The sequence below is a fragment of the Azospirillum agricola genome, from assembly GCF_017876095.1.
GTDB lineage: Bacteria > Pseudomonadota > Alphaproteobacteria > Azospirillales > Azospirillaceae > Azospirillum > Azospirillum agricola.
On record NZ_JAGINM010000026.1, the window covers coordinates 31,953 to 48,797 of the forward strand.

A 16,845-nucleotide genomic window follows, 5' to 3' on the forward strand; every position below is an offset into this window, starting at 1 on the left:
CTCCGTCCATCGCGCCCCGCTCAATCCAGGTCCAGATCCGTGCGCACGATCTCGGTCAGGGTGACGCCCAGGCGCTGGTCCTCGACGATAACCACCTCGCCGCGGGCGACGAGGCGGTGGTTGACCAGCACCTCCACCGGCTCGTCGACCTTGCGCTCCAGTTCCAGCACGGCGCCGCGCCCGAGCTTCAGCAGTTGAGCCACCAGCATGCTGGTGCGGCCGAGCACGACCTGGACGTCCACCGGGACGTTGTAGATCGCGTTCATCGGGCCGTCGTAACCCTTCTCGGGGCTTTTGTTGTCGTCGTCCAGGATGTCGAGATTCAGGGGGGGCATGGTGCGTTCTCGCTTGGTGTCGGGATGGCGTGCACATCCTCTCCCGCTCCGGGAAAGGGAAGGGGTCCGCGTCAGCGGAAAGGATGAGGGGCCGGCGGGGGGATCAGCCGCACAACCGATAACACCTCACCCTCCCCGCCTCCGGTGAACCCTCTCCCTCTCCCGGGGCGGGAAAGAGCGTTCATGGCGGCGTCAGCACGGACAGGGTCCGGTCGACCAGATCGGACAGGGCGGCTTCCAGCGCCTCCGGGTCGCGGCGCAGGCCACCGGCCTCCCACGACGCGTCCAGCGCGCCGCGCGCCAGGGCCGGGTCGGGGACGATTTCCAGCCGGCCCTTGAAGACGGTCTGGCGGGCCAGCCGCTCCTCCAGCGCCGCGCCCAGATCCGGATGGACGGACAGCCGCAGAACCGGGGCGCCGCCGGCGGCGCGCAGGGCATCGCCGGCCAGCCGCTCGACCTCGGCGCGGGCCACGCTGTCGAGCAGATGCGGAGTCAGGCGGCGAACCAGCGCCACCAGCACCACGGCGCCCTGCGCCTCCAGCCGCTCCAGCAGCAGATCATGCGCGCCGGCCAGACCGTCGAGACGTCCTGCCAGCGCGTCGAGCAGCGCGGTGGTCTCCGCCTCGATCCGCCGGGCCGCCGACGCCTCGCCCTCCTGCCGGCCCTGCAACAGCCCCTCGGCCCGCCCCGCGTTGCGCGCCTCGGCAAGAGCGGCCTGGAGCGCGCGTTCGGAATGGCGGGGAACGTCCAGCGGATCCGGCGGCGGCTCCTGGACGACCGGCGGCGGGTTCACCGCCGCGACACGGGTGCCGAAGCTGTGGTCGAAGCGATAGCGCGGGTAGGCGCTCATCACGCCGCCTCCTCATAGAGCCAGGAGCGCAGGATATCGATGGCCTCGTCCGGATACTGGTCGACCATCTCGCCAAGCCGACGGATCGAGGAGGCGCGGACCCGCCCCTCGACCGTGCGCAGCTCGATGAGCTGGTCCATGGCCTCCTCGATGCCCAGCGGCGTCGCCGCCGCCTCCAGGCCGGGGGCGCCGCCCTCGCCCTCGATGCCATTGGCACCGCCGGCACCGGCCGCACCGGCGGCGCCCGCCGCCGCGGCCGGACCGGTGAGCTGAGGCATGGCGCCGCCCGCCGGCCCGGCGAGCGCCGGGGCCGCGGCTTCGACCGGGGCCGGCTCGGGGGCCGGGAAGACACGGCGGATCAGCGGGCGCAGGCCGACGAGGATCAGCAGGGCCGACAGCACCAGCAGGATGATCCACTGGATCAGCGTCATGATGTTGCGGCTCAGCGTCTCGGTGATCTCGTCCGACAGGGCGCGCGGCCCAAGGTCGGGGGCGAGTTCGACGAATTCCAGATTGTCCACCGTCACCCGGTCGCCGCGCTGCTGGTCGAAGCCCATGGCCGAACGCACCAGCTCGGTCAGGCGCTGCAACTCCTCGGGGGAGCGCGGCTCGTACTGCTTCGCGCCGTCGGGCGCAGTCTTCCAGGTGCCGTTGACCAGCACGGCGACGCTGAGGCGGCGCACGTCGCCCGGCTCGACCACCGTCTCGCGGGCGACGTTGGAGATCTCGTAGTTGACGGTCTCCTCCTGGCGCTTGTTGTCGTTGGAGGATTGCTGGCCCTGCGATTGGGCCCGCACGTCGCGCTGCGGCAGGTTCTGCTCGGCGGTCACCGGCGGCTCGCCGTTGCTGTCGCTGCTGCGCTCCTGTTCCTGCACCGTCTGGGTGGAGCGGACGACCTGGCTGTTGGGGTCGAAGGTCTGGCTGCGCACCACCTCGCGCTTGGTCTCGACGTCGGCGGCGACCTGGACGCGGACGTTGCCGGCGCCGAGCCGCGCCACCAGCATCTGTTCGATGGCGCGGGCGACCCGCGTCTCGGCGGCGACGCGCAACCCGTCGGTGCGCGCCGAGGCCAGCCCCGGCCCGTCGTCCTCGCTCAGCAGCAGCTCGCCGGAGGAATCCATCACCGTGACGGCGCTCGGCTTCAGGTTCGGGACGGCGGACGACACCAGATGGCGGATCGACAGCGCCTGCTTGCGCTCCAGCCCGGCGCGGCCGCGCATGCGCACCACCACCGAAGCGGTCGGCTTGGGCGCGCTGCGCGAGAACTCCTCGCGCTCCGGCAGCACGATGTGGACACGCGCCGCCTCGACGCCGGACAGCGTCTCGATGGTGCGGCCCAGCTCGCCCTCCATGGCGCGCAGGCGGTTCATCCGCTGCATGAAGCTGGTGATGCCGAGCGGCTTGTCGGTGTCGAACAGCTCGTAGCCGACGCCGCCGCGCGACGGCAGCCCCTGCTCGGCCAGCACCATGCGCAGGCGCGACGCCTCGGCCTGCGGCACCTCGATGGTGGTGCCGTCGAAGGTCGGGTTGACCGGGATGCCCATCGCCTCGATCGCCTTGACGATGCGCCCGGCCTCGGCCGGCTCCAGCCCGCTGTAGAGCGCCGTCATGTGCGGCCGCGACAGCAGCATCGCCATGCCGGCGACCGCCAGAACCATGCCGATGCCGGTTCCGGCCAGCACCAGCAGGCGGCCACGCCCCAGCGACCGCAAAGTGTCGAGCAGACTGTCCACGTTCGCCGCACCTTTAAAGTTTCCGAAAATCGGGGGGCCTAGTCTTTGCCCTGCGCACCGGACACACGCTAACGGCGCGACTTTTAAGCGGAGTAAAAAACCGGGGAAGCGGCAAGAGCAAAGTCTCTAAAACTGTAGAAGCTGATGGGACGACTAAAATTTTCGGCAATCTCAAACGGGCATGACCGGATGAATACACGGTTTGCAGCAGTGGAGCGGAACGCATGGTCGAAATGCTGAACGGCATCGGCGGGCCGCGCCGCGTCCTTGTGCTCGTCCTGCCGCTCGCCCGTCTGTTGGCCTGGGCGGCGGCCTTCTGCGCCGTCGTCGCGGCCGGGCTCGGCGGCTACTGGATGTCCGCCGGCACCGAAGGGGTGCGGCGGCTGTGGGCGCCGCCGGCCGTCGAAAGCCATCCCACAGACCAGAGCGTGATCGACATGCCGGAGGTGATCGCCAACCTGCGCAAGGACACCCCGTCGCGCTACCTGAAGATCGGCCTCAGCCTCGCCGTGGCGCCGGGCGAACGGGCGCGGGTCGAAAAGGCCATGCCGCAATTGAACGACGCCCTTCAGGAGTTCCTGCGCAACCTCGACCAGGACGATCTGGAGGGGTCGGCCGGGCTCCACCGGCTGCGCACCGAGATCAGGCGCCGCTTCAACCTGATCGCCTCCGAACCGAACAGCAACCGGGACGCCGTCGCGGACGTCCTGCTGCGCAGCCTGCTCACGCAATAGCGTCCGCGATCGACCCCCAGAGGCGAGAACCCCAGAGGCCCGGATGACGAACCCCCCCGCCACCCCGCAGCCCGGCGAGACCCCCGGGTCGAACCAGCCGTCGATGAGCGCTCCGCCGCAAGGCGGCCAGGACGCCAGCGGCCAGGACGACTGGGCCGACGCCGACCTCGACGCCGCCTGGGGTCTGTCGGCCGCGCCCGCCGAGAGCAGCCCGGAGATCGCCCACACCGACGCCGCCAAGGCGGCGCTGGCCGGCTTTTCCGGCGAGGCCAAAACCCTCAACCAGGAGGAGATCGACCGGCTGCTGAATTTCGGCGCGCCGTCGCACGACGACGCGGCGCTCAGCGCCATCGAACGGCTGGTCAGCTCGACCACGGTCAACAAGGACCGGCTGCCGATGCTCGACGTGGTGTTCGACCGCATGGTGCGGCTGCTGAACACCTCGCTGCGCCAGTTCGCCTCGACCAACGTCGAGGCGTCGCTGATGCGTATCGAATGGCTGCGCTACACCGATTTCCAGGACACCATCGAGCTGCCGGCCCTGATCGGCGTGGCGCGGGCCGAGCAGTGGGACAACCAGATGCTGGTGTCCATCGACAGCGCCCTGATCTACTGCATGATGGACGTGCTGCTCGGCGGGCGGCGGGCGCGGCCGGGGCGGATCGACGGGCGCGCCTACACCTCCATCGAGCGCAAGATGACCGAGCGCATGATGAAGGTCATCCTCCAGGATCTGGGGCAGTCCTTCGACCCGCTGGCCCAGGTCGATTTCGTCTTCGACCGGCTGGAGGTGAACCCGCAGTTCGCCACCATCACGCGCGCCACCAACGCCGTCATCCGCGTGCGCATCGCCGTGGAAGTGGAGCGCCGCACCGGCCACATCGACATCGTCATCCCCTACTCCACGCTGGAGCCGGTGCGCGGCAAGCTGGTGCAGATGTTCATGGGCGAGAAGTTCGGCCACGACACCGTGTGGGAGAACCATCTGAAGAACGAGCTGATGCGCTCCAAGCTGGAGCTGGTGGCCGTGCTGGCGGAGACCAAGGTTCCGCTCGGCGAGGTTCTGGCCTGGCAGAAGGGCGAGTCGCTGAAGCTGCGCATCAACCCGGATTCCACGGTGCTGGTGTTCAGCAAGACCATCCCGCTGTTCGCCGGCCACATGGGCCAGCGCAACGACAACATCGCGGTGAAGATCGACACCGACCTCGACACCAAGCAGGAGCTGATCGATGGTCTCCTTTCTCATTGACGCGGCCCTGGCGGTGTTGCTGGTGACGGCGACGGTCTATCTGGTGGTCGTCAACAAGCGGCTGAAGATGCTGCGCACCGGCCAGTCGGAAATCAACGCGTTGGTCACGACCTTCTCCAAGTCGATCGACGACACCGACGCCTCGATGAAGCGCCTGGTCGCCTCGGCCACCGAGATCGCCACCCGGCTGGCCGACGAGCTGGACCGCGCCAAGGACGTCAAGGAGGACATGACGCTCATCCTCGGGTCCTGCGAGCGCACCGCGACGCGCATGGAGGAGTCGGTCCAGCACGCCCGCGCCCTGCTGCGCCGCCTGGACGAGGGCGCCATGCGGCCGGCGCGGCCGCGCCCAACGACGGCACCCGCCGCCGCACCGGCGGTGACGCCGGTCGAGGAACGCCGGCTCGTGGCCTCCCTGGACGAGCCGGGAAACGTTCCCGCCGCGCCCGAAGGCGGGGAGTTCCGTCCGCTCGACCTGCCGCAGCGTCCCGGCGCGCAGGAGCTGGTGCCGGACGCCGCGCCGCCCCCCACGTCCATGGCCGCTCCGGCGGCGGCTCAGGCGGTCCCGGCCGCCCCGACGCCCACGGAAGCGGCGCCCCAGGTCGAGCCGCAGCGCCAGATGGCGGTCGGCGCCTTCTACGCGCGCCTGCGCACCGTCGGTTCGGAGGGTTGAACGATGATTCCGCGCATTCTCCCGATCACGCTGGTCGCCGTGCTGATGGTGCTGCCGCTGAAGCTCGGCGCGCTGATGGACGGTTTCCCGGTGATCGCCCAGCAGTTCGACCGCGAATTCGGCGGCCATGAGCGCCCCTGGGCGACCGACCTGAAGACCGCCGCTCCGCCCGACCCCGCCGCCCCGCCTCCCGGCACCGCACCGCCGCCGTCCCAACCCGCGCTGGCGCTGGCCGACACCACGCCGCCGCCTCCGGTGTCGCTGGCGCCGCCCAACTGCACCGATCCGCTGCTGCGCGAGGCGATCGGCGAGCAGAAGGCCGACACCGCCACCCGCCAGCACCGCCTGCGCGAGGCCGAAGCCGTTCTGGCCGCCACCGAGACCCGCGTCGGCACGCAGATCCAGCGGCTCGCCGAGGTGAAGCGCGAGGTCGAGACGCTGATGGCCCAGCGTTCCAACCTCCAGCAGGAGGATCTGCGCCGCATGGTCGCCATCTACGAGGCGATGAAGCCGCGCGACGCCGCCCGCATCCTGAACGACCTGGAGACCGACATCGTCGTCGATGTCCTCGACCGCATCGCCGAGCGGCGCACCGCGCCGATCCTGGCCGAGATGGCCGATGCCAAGGCGCGCGAGGTCACCCGGCTGATCCTCCAGCGGCGCGCCCTGCCCGGCGACCGCAAGGCCGCCCCCACCACGACGGCCGCCGTCACGGCACGCCCCACTTTGACGAATTGAGCGCCATGACCAGCTTGCCCGAGGTCATCAAGGCCCCGCCGCGCCCCGCCGCCTCCCCCGCCGCGGCCACGTCGCCTTCATCGGCGAACGACGAGCGGCAGGACAAGGATTTCGCCGACCTCATCGACGAGGCGGCCGGCGACGAAGCCGCGGACGACTCCCCCTCCCGCACCGGCTCCAAGGACCGTCCCAAGGATTCCCGGCCGGACAGCATCGCGAGGGCGACGGTCACCGACACCACCGAACCGGTAATGGTGCCCTGGCTGGCCGCGCCGTTCCGCCCCGTCCTGCCGGAAACCGGAAACCCGACGGTCGTGCCCGGCACTGCGGACGCCGCCACGGTCACTCCGGACGGCGGAGCCGCGCCCCTGTTGAGCGAGGCGCCGGAAGCACCCGCCGCACCGCCCGCCATTCTCGCCGACGCCCTTGGCCAGGGGACTTCCGACAAGGCCGGCGCGGGACAGGCGCCGGCCGCCGCAACGCCGCAGGGCGTGCCGCCCGCCGGTCTTCCGGCAAACCCGGCGCCGCCGCAGGCCGCCACACCTCCGGTCGCGCCGGACGCATCGGCGGCCGCGCAACCGGAGGCGGTGGCGACCACGGCACCCGCTGCGATCCCGGCTGCGATCCCGGCCGCGACGGCGCAAGCCGGCCTGTCGGCGACACCGCAGACCGCCGAAACACCGGAACCCGCCACGGACGGCAACGCGGATCCACGCCGAACCGGACGATCCGCCGGACGGACCGCCGGGCGGGCGGCGCCGGATGCCGGCAAACCCGATCCGTCCGCCATCCTCCAGCAGCAGGCCCAGCAGCAGGTGCCCGGACAGGCCGTGCGCAACGCACAGCCTCAGACGAACGGCAACCCGACAGCCGAGCTTCCCACCTCAACCCCGTCCCCGGGCAACGCGGCATCCTCCGGCTTCGACGCGCTGCCGGCCCTGCACGGGCAGGCGGCCACCCAGTACGCCGCCGCCGCGTCGGGCCGCGTGGCGGCGCACACCCCCGTGATGGCGCAGTTGGCCACCCCGCTGGTCCGCGTCGCCGAGGCCGGAGGCGGCGAGTTCCACATCGACCTCGCCCCCGCCGAGCTGGGCCGGGTCCGCGTCGTCGCCGACGTCAACAACGGGCAGGTGACGCTTTCGGTCCAGGCCGAGAACGCCGACACGCTGGCCCTGCTGCGCCGCGATCTCCAGCAGCTCGAAAAGGCGCTGGGCGATTCCGGGCTGAAGCTGGACAACGCCAACCTGCAATTCTCCTTGCAAGGCGACAGTCAGTCGCGCGGCTTCGCCGCCTTCGGCCAGGGCGGCGGAAACGGCGGCGGGTCGCAAGGCCCCTGGCGCGGTTCGTCGCTGACCGACGCCGCCGCCGAGACGCCTCCCGAACGCGCCCTGCGCCCGATCGACGGGCTGGTCGACGTCACCATCTGATAAGGGACCGCTCCCATGACCACCACCAGCGCCGCCACCACCAGCGCCGCCTCGACCCTCGCCGGCACAGCCGCCAAGACGGCGACCGACGATACGAAGAAGGCGACCGTCGATTACGAGTCCTTCCTGAAGCTGCTGACCGCGCAGCTCCGCAACCAGGACCCGCTGGCGCCGATGGACGCCACCCAGTTCATGACGCAGCTCGCCCAGCTCTCCACGGTCGAGCAGTCGATGAAGAGCAACGACACGCTGACCAAGGTGCTCGACACGCTGAAGAGCAGCGGCATGCGGATGGACATGGCCTTCCTCGGCCGCAAGGTGGAGGCGGCGACCAGCACGCTGCCGCTGTCCAACGGCAAGGCCGAGACCGCCTACACCGTCAGCGGCACCCCGGCCAGCGTGAAGATCGAGGTGCTGAACAGCGCAGGCGCCGTCGTCAAGACCTCCTCCGGCGCCTTGCAGACGGGCCGTCAGACCTTCAGCTGGGACGGCAAGACCAGCGGCGGCGCCACCGCGCCGGACGGCCTCTACACGGTGCGGATCACCGCGAAGGACAAGGAGGGCAAGGCGCTCGACACCGCCAGCGTGATCTCCGACACGGTGGCCGAGGTGCGCACGGTCGACGGCGCCACCCAGTTCGTCCTGAAGAGCGGTGCCACCGTCGGCGCCGACGCCATCCTGTCGGCATCATAGCACCGCAGGCCGGGCGGGGCCCGAACCACGCGCCCGGCCTGCCGTCCCCGTCCGACCCCCGCGGTGGCTTGCCGGCCGATGCCGCCGTCAGGCCGTGGAGCGCGGCACCCGTCCCTCGACCGGATGGCCCGGATCGTTGAAGCCGTGCGTGGAAGCGTGGCCAGTGACCACCAGACGGTCGACCAGCGCCTCGTCCTCGGCGGTGAAGCGGTGGTCGAGCGCCTTCACATAAGCGTCCCACTGCGCCTCCGTGCGGGGGCCGGCGATGGCGGCGGTGATCAGGCGGTTGTTCAGCACCCAGGCAAGCGCGAAATCGGCCGCGGAAATCCCGCGTTCCTCGGCATGGCGCCGGATCTCCTGGGCGACGGCCAGCGATTCGGGCCGCCATTCGGTCTCCAGGATGCGCTTGTCGGCGCGGCCGGCGCGGGTGTCCGGGGCCGGGGCCGCGTCGGGCGCGTATTTGCCGGTCAGCACGCCGCGCGCCAGCGGCGAATAGGACACCACGCCGATGCCGTAATGGGCGGCGGCCGGCAATTGCTCGACCTCGGCGGTGCGGTTGACGATGTTGTAGAGCGGCTGGCTCGCCACCGGCCGGTCGATGCCGTAGCGGTCGGCCAGATTGGCCACCTCGGCGATCCGCCAGGAGCGGAAGTTGGAGACGCCGAAATAGCGCAGCTTGCCGGCCCGCACCAGATCGGCGACGGCGCGCACCGCCTCGTCCAGCGGTTGGTCGAAGGGCGCGCGGTGGAAATAGAGAATGTCGATGTAGTCGGTGCCCAGCCGGCGCAGGCTGTTCTCCACCGATTCGACGATCCATTTGCGGGAGAGGCCGGACTGGTTCGGCCCCGTGCCCATCGGGTTGGCGACCTTGGTCGCCAGCACCCAGTCATGGCGGTCGGCCGTGATGGCGCGCCCCACCACCTCCTCCGACCGGCCCTGGTTGTAGATGTCGGCGGTGTCGAGAAAGTTGAACCCCTGCGCCTTGGCCTTGGCGATGATGCGGCGTGACGTCGCCTCGTCGGTCTGGCCGCCGAACATCATCGTGCCCAGCGACAGCGGCGCCACCTTCAGGCCGCTGCGCCCAAGATATCGGTACTCAACCATGGTCGGTCCTCCCCTGTTCACGCGCCGCCATGAAAGCGCGCACCGGCGATGGCGCGCAATCCCTGTTCCGGAATACGCCGCCTGACAACGCGACAGGACCGCAAGCCGGCCCCGTGTCGGCGCACAGGTGTCGGCGCACAGGTGTCAGCGCACGGCTCCCAGCAGCTGTTCCAGGGCGCTGTGGAGCTGGCGCGGCGTGACGGGCTTGTGGGCCAGCCCCAGGTCGTGGCGGGCGGCCTCCCGCTGGTGCTCGGGGCCGGTCTCGCCGGTGAGGATGATGCCGGGAACCGGCTGCCCGACGGCGTCGCGGATCCGCTGGATCACCGCCGTGCCGACCTCGCCGTCACGCAGCCGGTAGTCGGCGATGACGATGTCGGGCGGCCGGCCGAGGGCCCGCAGGCGCTCCAGCGCCTCGTCCCCCGACCCGGCGATGGCCACCTCGTAGTTCCAGCCGGTCAACACCGTGCGCAGCCCGCTCAGCACCATGGCGTCGTCGTCGACGACCAGCGCCAGCATTCCCTGCCCGACCGCCGCCGGCGCGCAGGGCGGCGGGCCGGCGGAGGGTCCAGGCGGCCCGGCCCGCCCGAGCGGCACGTCGATGGAGAAGCACGACCCCCGGCCCAACACCGACCGGGCGTGGACCGGGTGATCGAGCAGACTCGACAGCCGCCGCACGATGGCCAGTCCCAGGCCCAGACCCTGGCTGCGGTCGCGCTCGACGTTGCCGACCTGATGGAATTCCTCGAAGATGTGCTCCAGATGCTCGGGCGGGATGCCGATGCCGGTGTCGCTCACCACGACGCGGACCCGGCCGCCCGCGACGTCGCAGCCGACCCGGATCTCCCCCCGTTCGGTGTAGCGGACCGCGTTCTCGACCAGATTGCGGATCATGCGGCCGAGCAGCGTCGGGTCGGAGCGGACCACCACCCCGCAGGAGCGCTCGACCGTCAGCCGCACGCCCTTGGCGGCGGCCACCGGCGTGCAGGCGACCTCGATGTCCTCGACGATCCGGTCGAGCGGCAGGTCGGCGATCTGCGGCTGCACCCCGCCCGCGTCCAGGCGCGACACGTCGAGCAGGCTGTCGAGCAGAGCCTTCAACGTGTCGAGCCCGCGCTCCAGCAGGGAGAGGGTGCTCTGGCCCCGCTCGCTCGTCACATGGGGGGCGAGCGCGGCGGAGAACAGGAACAGCGACTGCATCGGCTGGCGCAGGTCGTGGCTGGCGGCGGCGAGGAACTTCGACTTGGCGAGGTTGGCCTGCTCGGCCGTCTCCTTGGCGCGTTCGGCCTCCTCCTTGGTCCGCCGCAGCGCGTCCTCCATCGCCTTGCGCTCGGTGACGTCGCGGCCGACCGACTGCTTCTCGACGAAGATCCCCTTCTCGTCGAACAACGCGTAGCCCTCCCAGGCGTACCAGCGGAAACCCTTCACCGTCCGGATGCGGGCTTCAACGGTGGCGCGATGGTCCGGCGCCGTCCGCGTCCGCTCGATGGCGCTCCGGATCGTCTCGATGTCCTCCGAATGGGCGAACTCGGTCCAGCGGGCGTTGAGCAGCTCGGCGCGGGAATGGCCCAGCGTCCGGCAGGCGGTGTCGTTCACGAAGGTGAAGCGCCCGTCGACGCCGATCCGCACGATCATCTCCGTCTGCGTCTCGACCAGGCCGCGATAGCGCTCCTCGCTGGCGCGCAGGGCCATCTCGGCCAGCTTGCGGGCGGTGATGTCGCGCGCGATGCCGATGATGCCGATCGCCCGCCCGTCGTCGCCACGCAGCGGGGTCTTGGTCGACAGGTAATGGCGCAGGCCGCCGTGCCCCTTGCTGAACACCGTTTCGTCGATGGTCTCGGCCTGCCCGCTCTCCATGATCCGGCGGTCATGCTCCAGGAGGGTCATCGCGGTTCCGGCCTCCGCGAGATCCCGCTCCGCCGCGCCGACGAGATCCCGACGCCTCATGCCGAACACGAAGGCGGCGGCCGAGTTCGCCACGAGGTAGCGCCCCTCGCGGTCCTTGACGAAGATCGGATCGGGCGAGGATTCGAGGATGGTGTCGAGCAGCGTCAGATTCCGCTCGAGGCGCCGCTCGGCCTCCAGCCTCTCCGTGATGTCCTCGACCACCGCGACGGCGCCGACGATGGCGCCGCCGCCGTTGCGCAGGGGCACGGCGGAGTTGCGGATCGTCTTGCGGCTGCCGTCGAACCCCTCGATGTCGATGATCTCGCCCAACCGGGTCTCCCCGTCGCGGACCGCCCGCAAGACCGCCCAGGCGTCGGGCGCGACCGGCTCGCCGCTGTCGGCCCACCAGGCCTTGTACTCGCCATAGCGGTCGACGCCGACCTTGCGCTCGCCGCCCCAGATGCGCGTCGCGGCGGCGTTCTGCCGGATGATCCGGCCATCCGCCGCCATCACGAACACGCCGGCCGGCATGTATTCCATCACCAGATCGAGCAGTTCGGTGTTGCGGCGAAGCTCGCTCTCCACCCGCTCGCGCTGGCCGACCTGACGCTCCAGCTCGTCGGCCATCGCATCGAAGGCGTGACCGAGCGCCGCGATCTCCGAGTTGCCCCGCAACCCCGCGCGCGCCGACCGGTCGCCGGCCCGCCAGCGCCGCATCGTCGCGACCAGCGTGGCGACCGGCTTCAGGATCAGCCGGCGGCCGCCGATCACGACGGTGGCGAGAAGCAGCGCGAAGCCCAGCCCGAGCAGACCCGCCGAACGCCACGTCGCGGCGTCGAGCGAGGCGGCGACGGCGGCCTTGTCGAGGCCGACCGTGACGAACAGCTCCTTGGGGGCGTAATCGAAGGAGGAATGGGCGACAATGCGCGTCACGCCGTTCTCGTCCGCCATCTCCACCGTGCCGGGGGTCGCGGTCATCAGCGCCAGATAGGGCGGCGGCAACAGCCGGCCGGTCGTTCCCGGCCGTGCCGGAAGCCGCACCAGCGCATGCCCGCCCTGGTCGGCGACGACGATCTCGGCGTCGGCCGGCAACGGCATGGCGCGCAGGCGTTCCTCGAACCAGCCGATGTCGAGCGTGGCGGCGACGACGCCGGACGGCTGGCCGTCCGCGTCCCGCAACGCCAAGGCGAAGGGCAGCACCCCCCGACCGGTCGCGCGGCTCTCGATGTACTCGCCGACGGCGAAGCCGCTGCCGCGCAGCGCCGTCTGGACGTAGGAGCGGTCGGCGACCGTCAGGCCGGCGGCGCCGGGAGCGGTTCCGCAGCGGATCGTTCCGTCGCGGCCGACGACGAGAAGGTCGAGGTGGGCCGGGAAATCGGGTTGCAGGCGGTCCATGTAGCCCTGGCAGGAGGAGGTGTCCTCCTCGCGGGCGAAGCGGATCTGACGCACCGCCACCAGCGTCGCACGGATGCCCTCGATCATCCGCGCCTGCTCCGCCTGGATGAGGGCGAGCAGCCGTTCGGCCTGCTGGTGGATCTCCGCCTCCCGCTCCCGGCGCAGGCCGCGCTCGTTGTGGACCTGGATCGCGACGGCCGGAACCATCGCCAGGATCACCAGAACCACGAGGCGGATCAGCAGGCTCATCGGCGCGGTGTCCCCCGCCGGCCCCCGGAGGCACGCCCGGGGGCCGCACGGACAATCTTCGGGCTGTCAGGATCACAAACAGATTCCGGCGGCGGATGTTCAGGGGCAGGAACCGGCGGAGCGGCGGTACCACCGTGGTGAGCCCGCTGGCGGGCGCCGTGGCGGGAACGAAAACACATCAGGACAGCAACGGATTGCGGTTTTATCGGGTGGCGATCGGCTAGGATCGGCCGGAAGCCTCTCTTTTCCCGGACCGCATCTTCCCAAGATTGCACAAGGATCCTTTCCCGTGCCGCACCCCCACACCGACAGCACCGCCCCCGCCTATCCCTCCCTCGGCCTGCTGATCGACGGCGTCTGGCTCGACGCGGACGGTCGGGCCACGCAGGAGGTCGTCAACCCGGCGACCGGCGCCCTGCTGGGCCACCTGCCGCACGCCAACCCGGCCGACCTCGAGCGCGCCGTCGTCGCCGCCGAACGCGCCTTCGCCCAATGGCGCGCCAGCTCGCCGATGACCCGCTCGGCCGTGCTGCGCCGCTTCGCCGATCTGGTCCGGGCCAACGCCGACGCCATCGCCCGCGCCATCACGCTGGACCAGGGCAAGCCGCTGGCCGAGGCGCTGGCCGAGGTGCGCGGTTCGGCCGAGCACGCCGACTGGCACGCCGAGGAATGCCGGCGCATCTACGGCCGCATCATACCGGCCCGCAACCCGCGGGTCAGCCAGTCGGTCCTGCGCGAGCCGGTCGGGGTGTGCGCCGCCTTCACCCCCTGGAACTTCCCGTTCAGCCAGGCGGTCCGCAAGGTCTGCGCGGCGCTGGGCGCCGGCTGCACCATGGTCCTCAAGGGGCCGGAGGACACGCCGTCGGCCGTGATGGCGATCGGCCGGCTGTTCGAGGAGGCCGGGCTGCCGGCCGGCTGCCTCAACCTCGTCTGGGGCGAGCCGGCGGCGGTGTCGCGCACGCTGATCGAGCATCCGGCGGTGCGCAAGGTGACCTTCACCGGCTCGGTCCCGGTCGGCAAGCTGCTGGCCGGGCTGGCCGGACAGCACATGAAGCGGACCACCATGGAGCTGGGCGGCCACGCTCCGGTGATCGTCTTCGAGGACGCCGACATCGACGCGGCGGCCGACGCGCTGGCCGCGTTCAAGCTGCGCAACGCCGGGCAGGTCTGCGTCTCGCCGACCCGCTTCTTCGTGCAGAAGGGCGCGCACGACCGCTTCCTGGAGCGCTTCGCCGCCAAGCTCGCCGCCGCCAGGGTCGGCAACGGGCTGGAGGAGGGCAACGTCATGGGGCCGCTCTGCCACGGCCGCCGGGTCGAGGCCATGGAGGCGCTCGTCGCCGACGCCCGCGCCCAGGGCGCCGCCATCGCCACAGGCGGGCACCGGCTGGAGGGCGACGGGTTCTTCTACGCACCGACCGTCATCCATGGCGCCGTCGAGACCATCCGGGCGATGCGCGAGGAACCCTTCGGCCCGCTCGCCATCGTGACTCCCTTCGACAGCGCCGAGGAGGTGCTGGGCCGGGCCAACGCCCTGCCCTTCGGGCTTGCGGCCTACCTGTTCACCCGCTCGGCCGACACCGCCCACGCGGTGAGCCAGGGACTGCGCACCGGCATGGTGTCGATCAACCATTTCGGTCTGGCCCTGGCCGAGACGCCGTTCGGCGGCGTGAACGACAGCGGCTACGGCAGCGAGGGCGGAACGGAGACCTTCGACGGCTACCTGACCACCAAGTTCATCACCCACCTGCACGCGGCACCCTGAACGGAGGGATAAACGGGGGCGGGCGGGGCGGGGCCGTGTCGGAACGGCCCCCTCGCCCGCCCCCGCCGCGAGTCCCCCTTGCAAACATTGGCGTTGTGGCGGGCCGCGCGAAGGTGGAGGATCGGGCGCAACCGATCCTTCCATCCCTTCCCGCCGCAAGACCGGACGACCCGACCATGTTCAGCGCCCTTTCCCGCCAGCCCGACGATGCCCTTCTCGCCCTGATCGGCCTCTACCGGCAGGATCCGCGCCCCGGCAAGGTCGATCTCGGCGTCGGCGTCTACCGTGACGAGGAAGGCCACACCCCCGTCTTCCGCGCGGTCAAGGCGGCCGAACGGCTCCTGCTCGACAGCCAGGACAGCAAGTCGTACCTCGGGCTGGAGGGCGACACCGTCTATCTCGACCGGCTGTGGAGGTTGGTGGGCGGCGAGACCGGGGCGCGGCTGTCCGCCGCCGGGGTGCAGACTCCGGGCGGGTCGGGCGCGCTGCGGCTGGCGGCCGATCTGGCGCTGCGCGGCGGCGCCCGGCGCATCTGGGTCGGAATGCCGAGCTGGCCCAACCACGCCGGCATCTTCTCCGCCGCCGGGCTGGAGGTCGTGCCATACCCCTTCTTCGACAGCGCGAGCCAGACGGTGCTGTTCGACCGCATGATCGAAGCCCTCGACGGGGCCGGAGCCGGCGACGTCGCCCTGCTGCATGGAAGCTGCCACAACCCGACCGGCGCCCCGCTGTCGTCCGAACAATGGGCGCTGATCGCGACGACGTTGGAAAAGCGCGGCGTGTTGCCGCTGATCGATCTGGCCTACCAGGGCTTCGGCCGTGGGCTGGACGAGGACGCCGCCGGCCTGCGCCACCTGATCGCGGCGGTGCCGGAATCGCTGGTCGCCGTGTCGTCGTCGAAGTCCTTCGGACTCTACCGCGAGCGGACCGGCGCCATCTTCGCGGTCGCCGCCGCGCCGGCCGCCGCCGATCTGGCCCGCTCCAACCTGATGGCGCTCGCCCGCACCAGCTATTCGATGCCGCCCGACCACGGCGCCGCCGTGGTCCGGACGATCCTGGGCGACGAGGCGCTGACCCGCGACTGGATCGACGAGTTGGACGGCATGCGCGCCCGCATCCAGGGGCTGCGGCGCATCCTCGCCGCCGGGTTGCGCGGCGTCGCGCCCGCCTTGCAGTCCATCGAGACGCAGGAGGGCATGTTCTCCCTGCTGCCGCTGAGCGAGGCCGAGGTGCTGCGGCTGCGGTCGGAGCACGCGATCTACATGCCGACCTCCGGCCGCGTGAACATCGCCGGGCTGAAGACGGCGGAGGCGGAGAGCGTCGTGGCCAAGTTCGCCGCCCTGCGCTGATCCCCTGCGCCGACCCGGAGCACGGCCCATGTCCAATACGATCACCGCGCCGCGCGTCCAGGCCCCCGGCGAGCGCCACCGGCTCTACGAGGATGCGCTGGCGATGCTGCTCGGCACGCTGTTCATCGCGTTGGGCATGATGCTCTACACCAAGACGATGCTGCTGACCGGCAGCATCGCCGGTGTGTCGCTGCTGCTCAGCTACGTGACGCGCCTTGAGTTCGGCATGCTGTTCTTCCTGATCAACCTGCCCTTCTACGCGCTGGCCTGGAAGCGGTTGGGCTGGCGCTTCACGCTGCGCACCTTCGTCGCCGTCGGGCTGGTGACGCTGTTCTCGCGCCTGACCGAAAGCTGGATCACCCTGTCCCACCTCGACCCGGTCTACGCGACGATCGTCGGCGGGGGGCTGTGCGGGACCGGACTGCTGATGCTGTTCCGCCACCGCACCGGGCTCGGTGGCATCAACATCCTGGCGATCTACCTCCAGGAGCGCCACGGCATCCGCGCCGGCTGGTTCCAGCTTGCCGTCGATCTGTCGATCCTGGCGGCGGCCTTCTTCGTGCTGGCACCCGACCGGCTGCTGCTGTCGGTGGTGGGGGCGGCGATCGTCAATCTGATCCTCGCCATCAACCACAAGCCGGGCCGCTACCTCGGCATCAGTTGACAGGCA

General features: G+C 71.1%; 14 protein-coding genes. 9 read left to right on the plus strand and 5 right to left on the minus strand.

The window, feature by feature from the left end; all coding sequences use genetic code 11:
- Window positions 1–20: 20 nt before the first annotated feature.
- The 3 genes from fliN to fliF form a co-directional block, all read right to left on the minus strand.
- Window positions 21–335, minus strand: a complete 315-nt coding sequence (fliN, locus tag J2847_RS28450) for a flagellar motor switch protein FliN (protein WP_085558320.1) — start codon at window positions 333–335, stop codon at window positions 21–23.
- A 181-nt stretch (window positions 336–516) separates the two neighbouring features.
- On the minus strand, window positions 517–1,185 hold the full coding sequence (locus J2847_RS28455; protein ID WP_209782105.1) for a FliH/SctL family protein: 669 nt from the start codon (window positions 1,183–1,185) through the stop codon (window positions 517–519).
- Window positions 1,185–2,918, minus strand: a complete 1,734-nt coding sequence (gene fliF, locus J2847_RS28460) for a flagellar basal-body MS-ring/collar protein FliF (protein WP_209782106.1) — start codon at window positions 2,916–2,918, stop codon at window positions 1,185–1,187. The genes J2847_RS28455 and fliF overlap by 1 nt, the downstream gene beginning before the upstream one ends.
- A 224-nt stretch (window positions 2,919–3,142) precedes the next feature.
- On the opposite strand from fliF, the gene J2847_RS28465 reads away from it, so the two are divergent.
- The 6 genes from J2847_RS28465 to J2847_RS28490 are packed head-to-tail and all read left to right on the plus strand — an operon-like array spanning window position 3,143 to window position 8,432.
- Entirely contained in the window at window positions 3,143–3,652 is a 510-nt protein-coding gene (locus J2847_RS28465; RefSeq protein ID WP_209782107.1) for a flagellar basal body-associated FliL family protein, read from the plus strand.
- A 43-nt stretch (window positions 3,653–3,695) separates the two neighbouring features.
- Complete coding sequence (gene fliM / locus J2847_RS28470) at window positions 3,696–4,901, plus strand: flagellar motor switch protein FliM (protein WP_209782108.1); 1,206 nt, start codon at window positions 3,696–3,698, stop codon at window positions 4,899–4,901.
- A complete protein-coding gene (locus tag J2847_RS28475; RefSeq protein WP_209782109.1) occupies window positions 4,882–5,574 on the plus strand; it encodes a DUF6468 domain-containing protein in 693 nt (230 codons plus the stop codon). Before fliM ends, J2847_RS28475 begins: the two co-directional genes overlap by 20 nt.
- Before the next feature lie 3 nt (window positions 5,575–5,577).
- Window positions 5,578–6,312, plus strand: coding sequence for a MotE family protein (locus J2847_RS28480; protein WP_085558315.1), 735 nt, complete (start codon window positions 5,578–5,580; stop codon window positions 6,310–6,312).
- A gap of 5 nt (window positions 6,313–6,317) precedes the next feature.
- Window positions 6,318–7,739 carry a flagellar hook-length control protein FliK gene (locus tag J2847_RS28485; protein WP_209782110.1) on the plus strand — a complete coding sequence of 474 codons (1,422 nt, stop codon included), beginning with the start codon at window positions 6,318–6,320 and terminating at the stop codon, window positions 7,737–7,739.
- A gap of 15 nt (window positions 7,740–7,754) precedes the next feature.
- A complete protein-coding gene (locus tag J2847_RS28490; RefSeq protein ID WP_209782111.1) occupies window positions 7,755–8,432 on the plus strand; it encodes a flagellar hook assembly protein FlgD in 678 nt (225 codons plus the stop codon).
- 87 nt (window positions 8,433–8,519) lie between these two features.
- On the opposite strand, the gene J2847_RS28495 is transcribed toward J2847_RS28490, so the two are convergent.
- On the minus strand, window positions 8,520–9,536 hold the full coding sequence (locus tag J2847_RS28495; RefSeq protein ID WP_209782112.1) for an aldo/keto reductase: 1,017 nt from the start codon (window positions 9,534–9,536) through the stop codon (window positions 8,520–8,522).
- A gap of 144 nt (window positions 9,537–9,680) precedes the next feature.
- The gene (locus J2847_RS28500) at window positions 9,681–13,064 is read right to left on the minus strand and encodes a PAS domain S-box protein (protein ID WP_209782113.1); all 3,384 of its coding nucleotides are present in this window, start codon (window positions 13,062–13,064) and stop codon (window positions 9,681–9,683) included.
- A 289-nt stretch (window positions 13,065–13,353) separates the two neighbouring features.
- Here J2847_RS28500 and J2847_RS28505 point away from each other — a divergent pair, with 289 nt between their 5' ends.
- From J2847_RS28505 to J2847_RS28515, 3 genes are all read left to right on the plus strand, one after another.
- On the plus strand, window positions 13,354–14,826 hold the full coding sequence (locus J2847_RS28505; RefSeq protein ID WP_209782152.1) for an NAD-dependent succinate-semialdehyde dehydrogenase: 1,473 nt from the start codon (window positions 13,354–13,356) through the stop codon (window positions 14,824–14,826).
- Window positions 14,827–15,002: 176 nt separating this feature from the next.
- On the plus strand, window positions 15,003–16,175 hold the full coding sequence (locus tag J2847_RS28510; RefSeq protein ID WP_209782114.1) for an amino acid aminotransferase: 1,173 nt from the start codon (window positions 15,003–15,005) through the stop codon (window positions 16,173–16,175).
- A 28-nt stretch (window positions 16,176–16,203) separates the two neighbouring features.
- The gene (locus J2847_RS28515; protein ID WP_209782115.1) at window positions 16,204–16,839 is read left to right on the plus strand and encodes a YitT family protein; all 636 of its coding nucleotides are present in this window, start codon (window positions 16,204–16,206) and stop codon (window positions 16,837–16,839) included.
- Window positions 16,840–16,845: the final 6 nt, after the last annotated feature.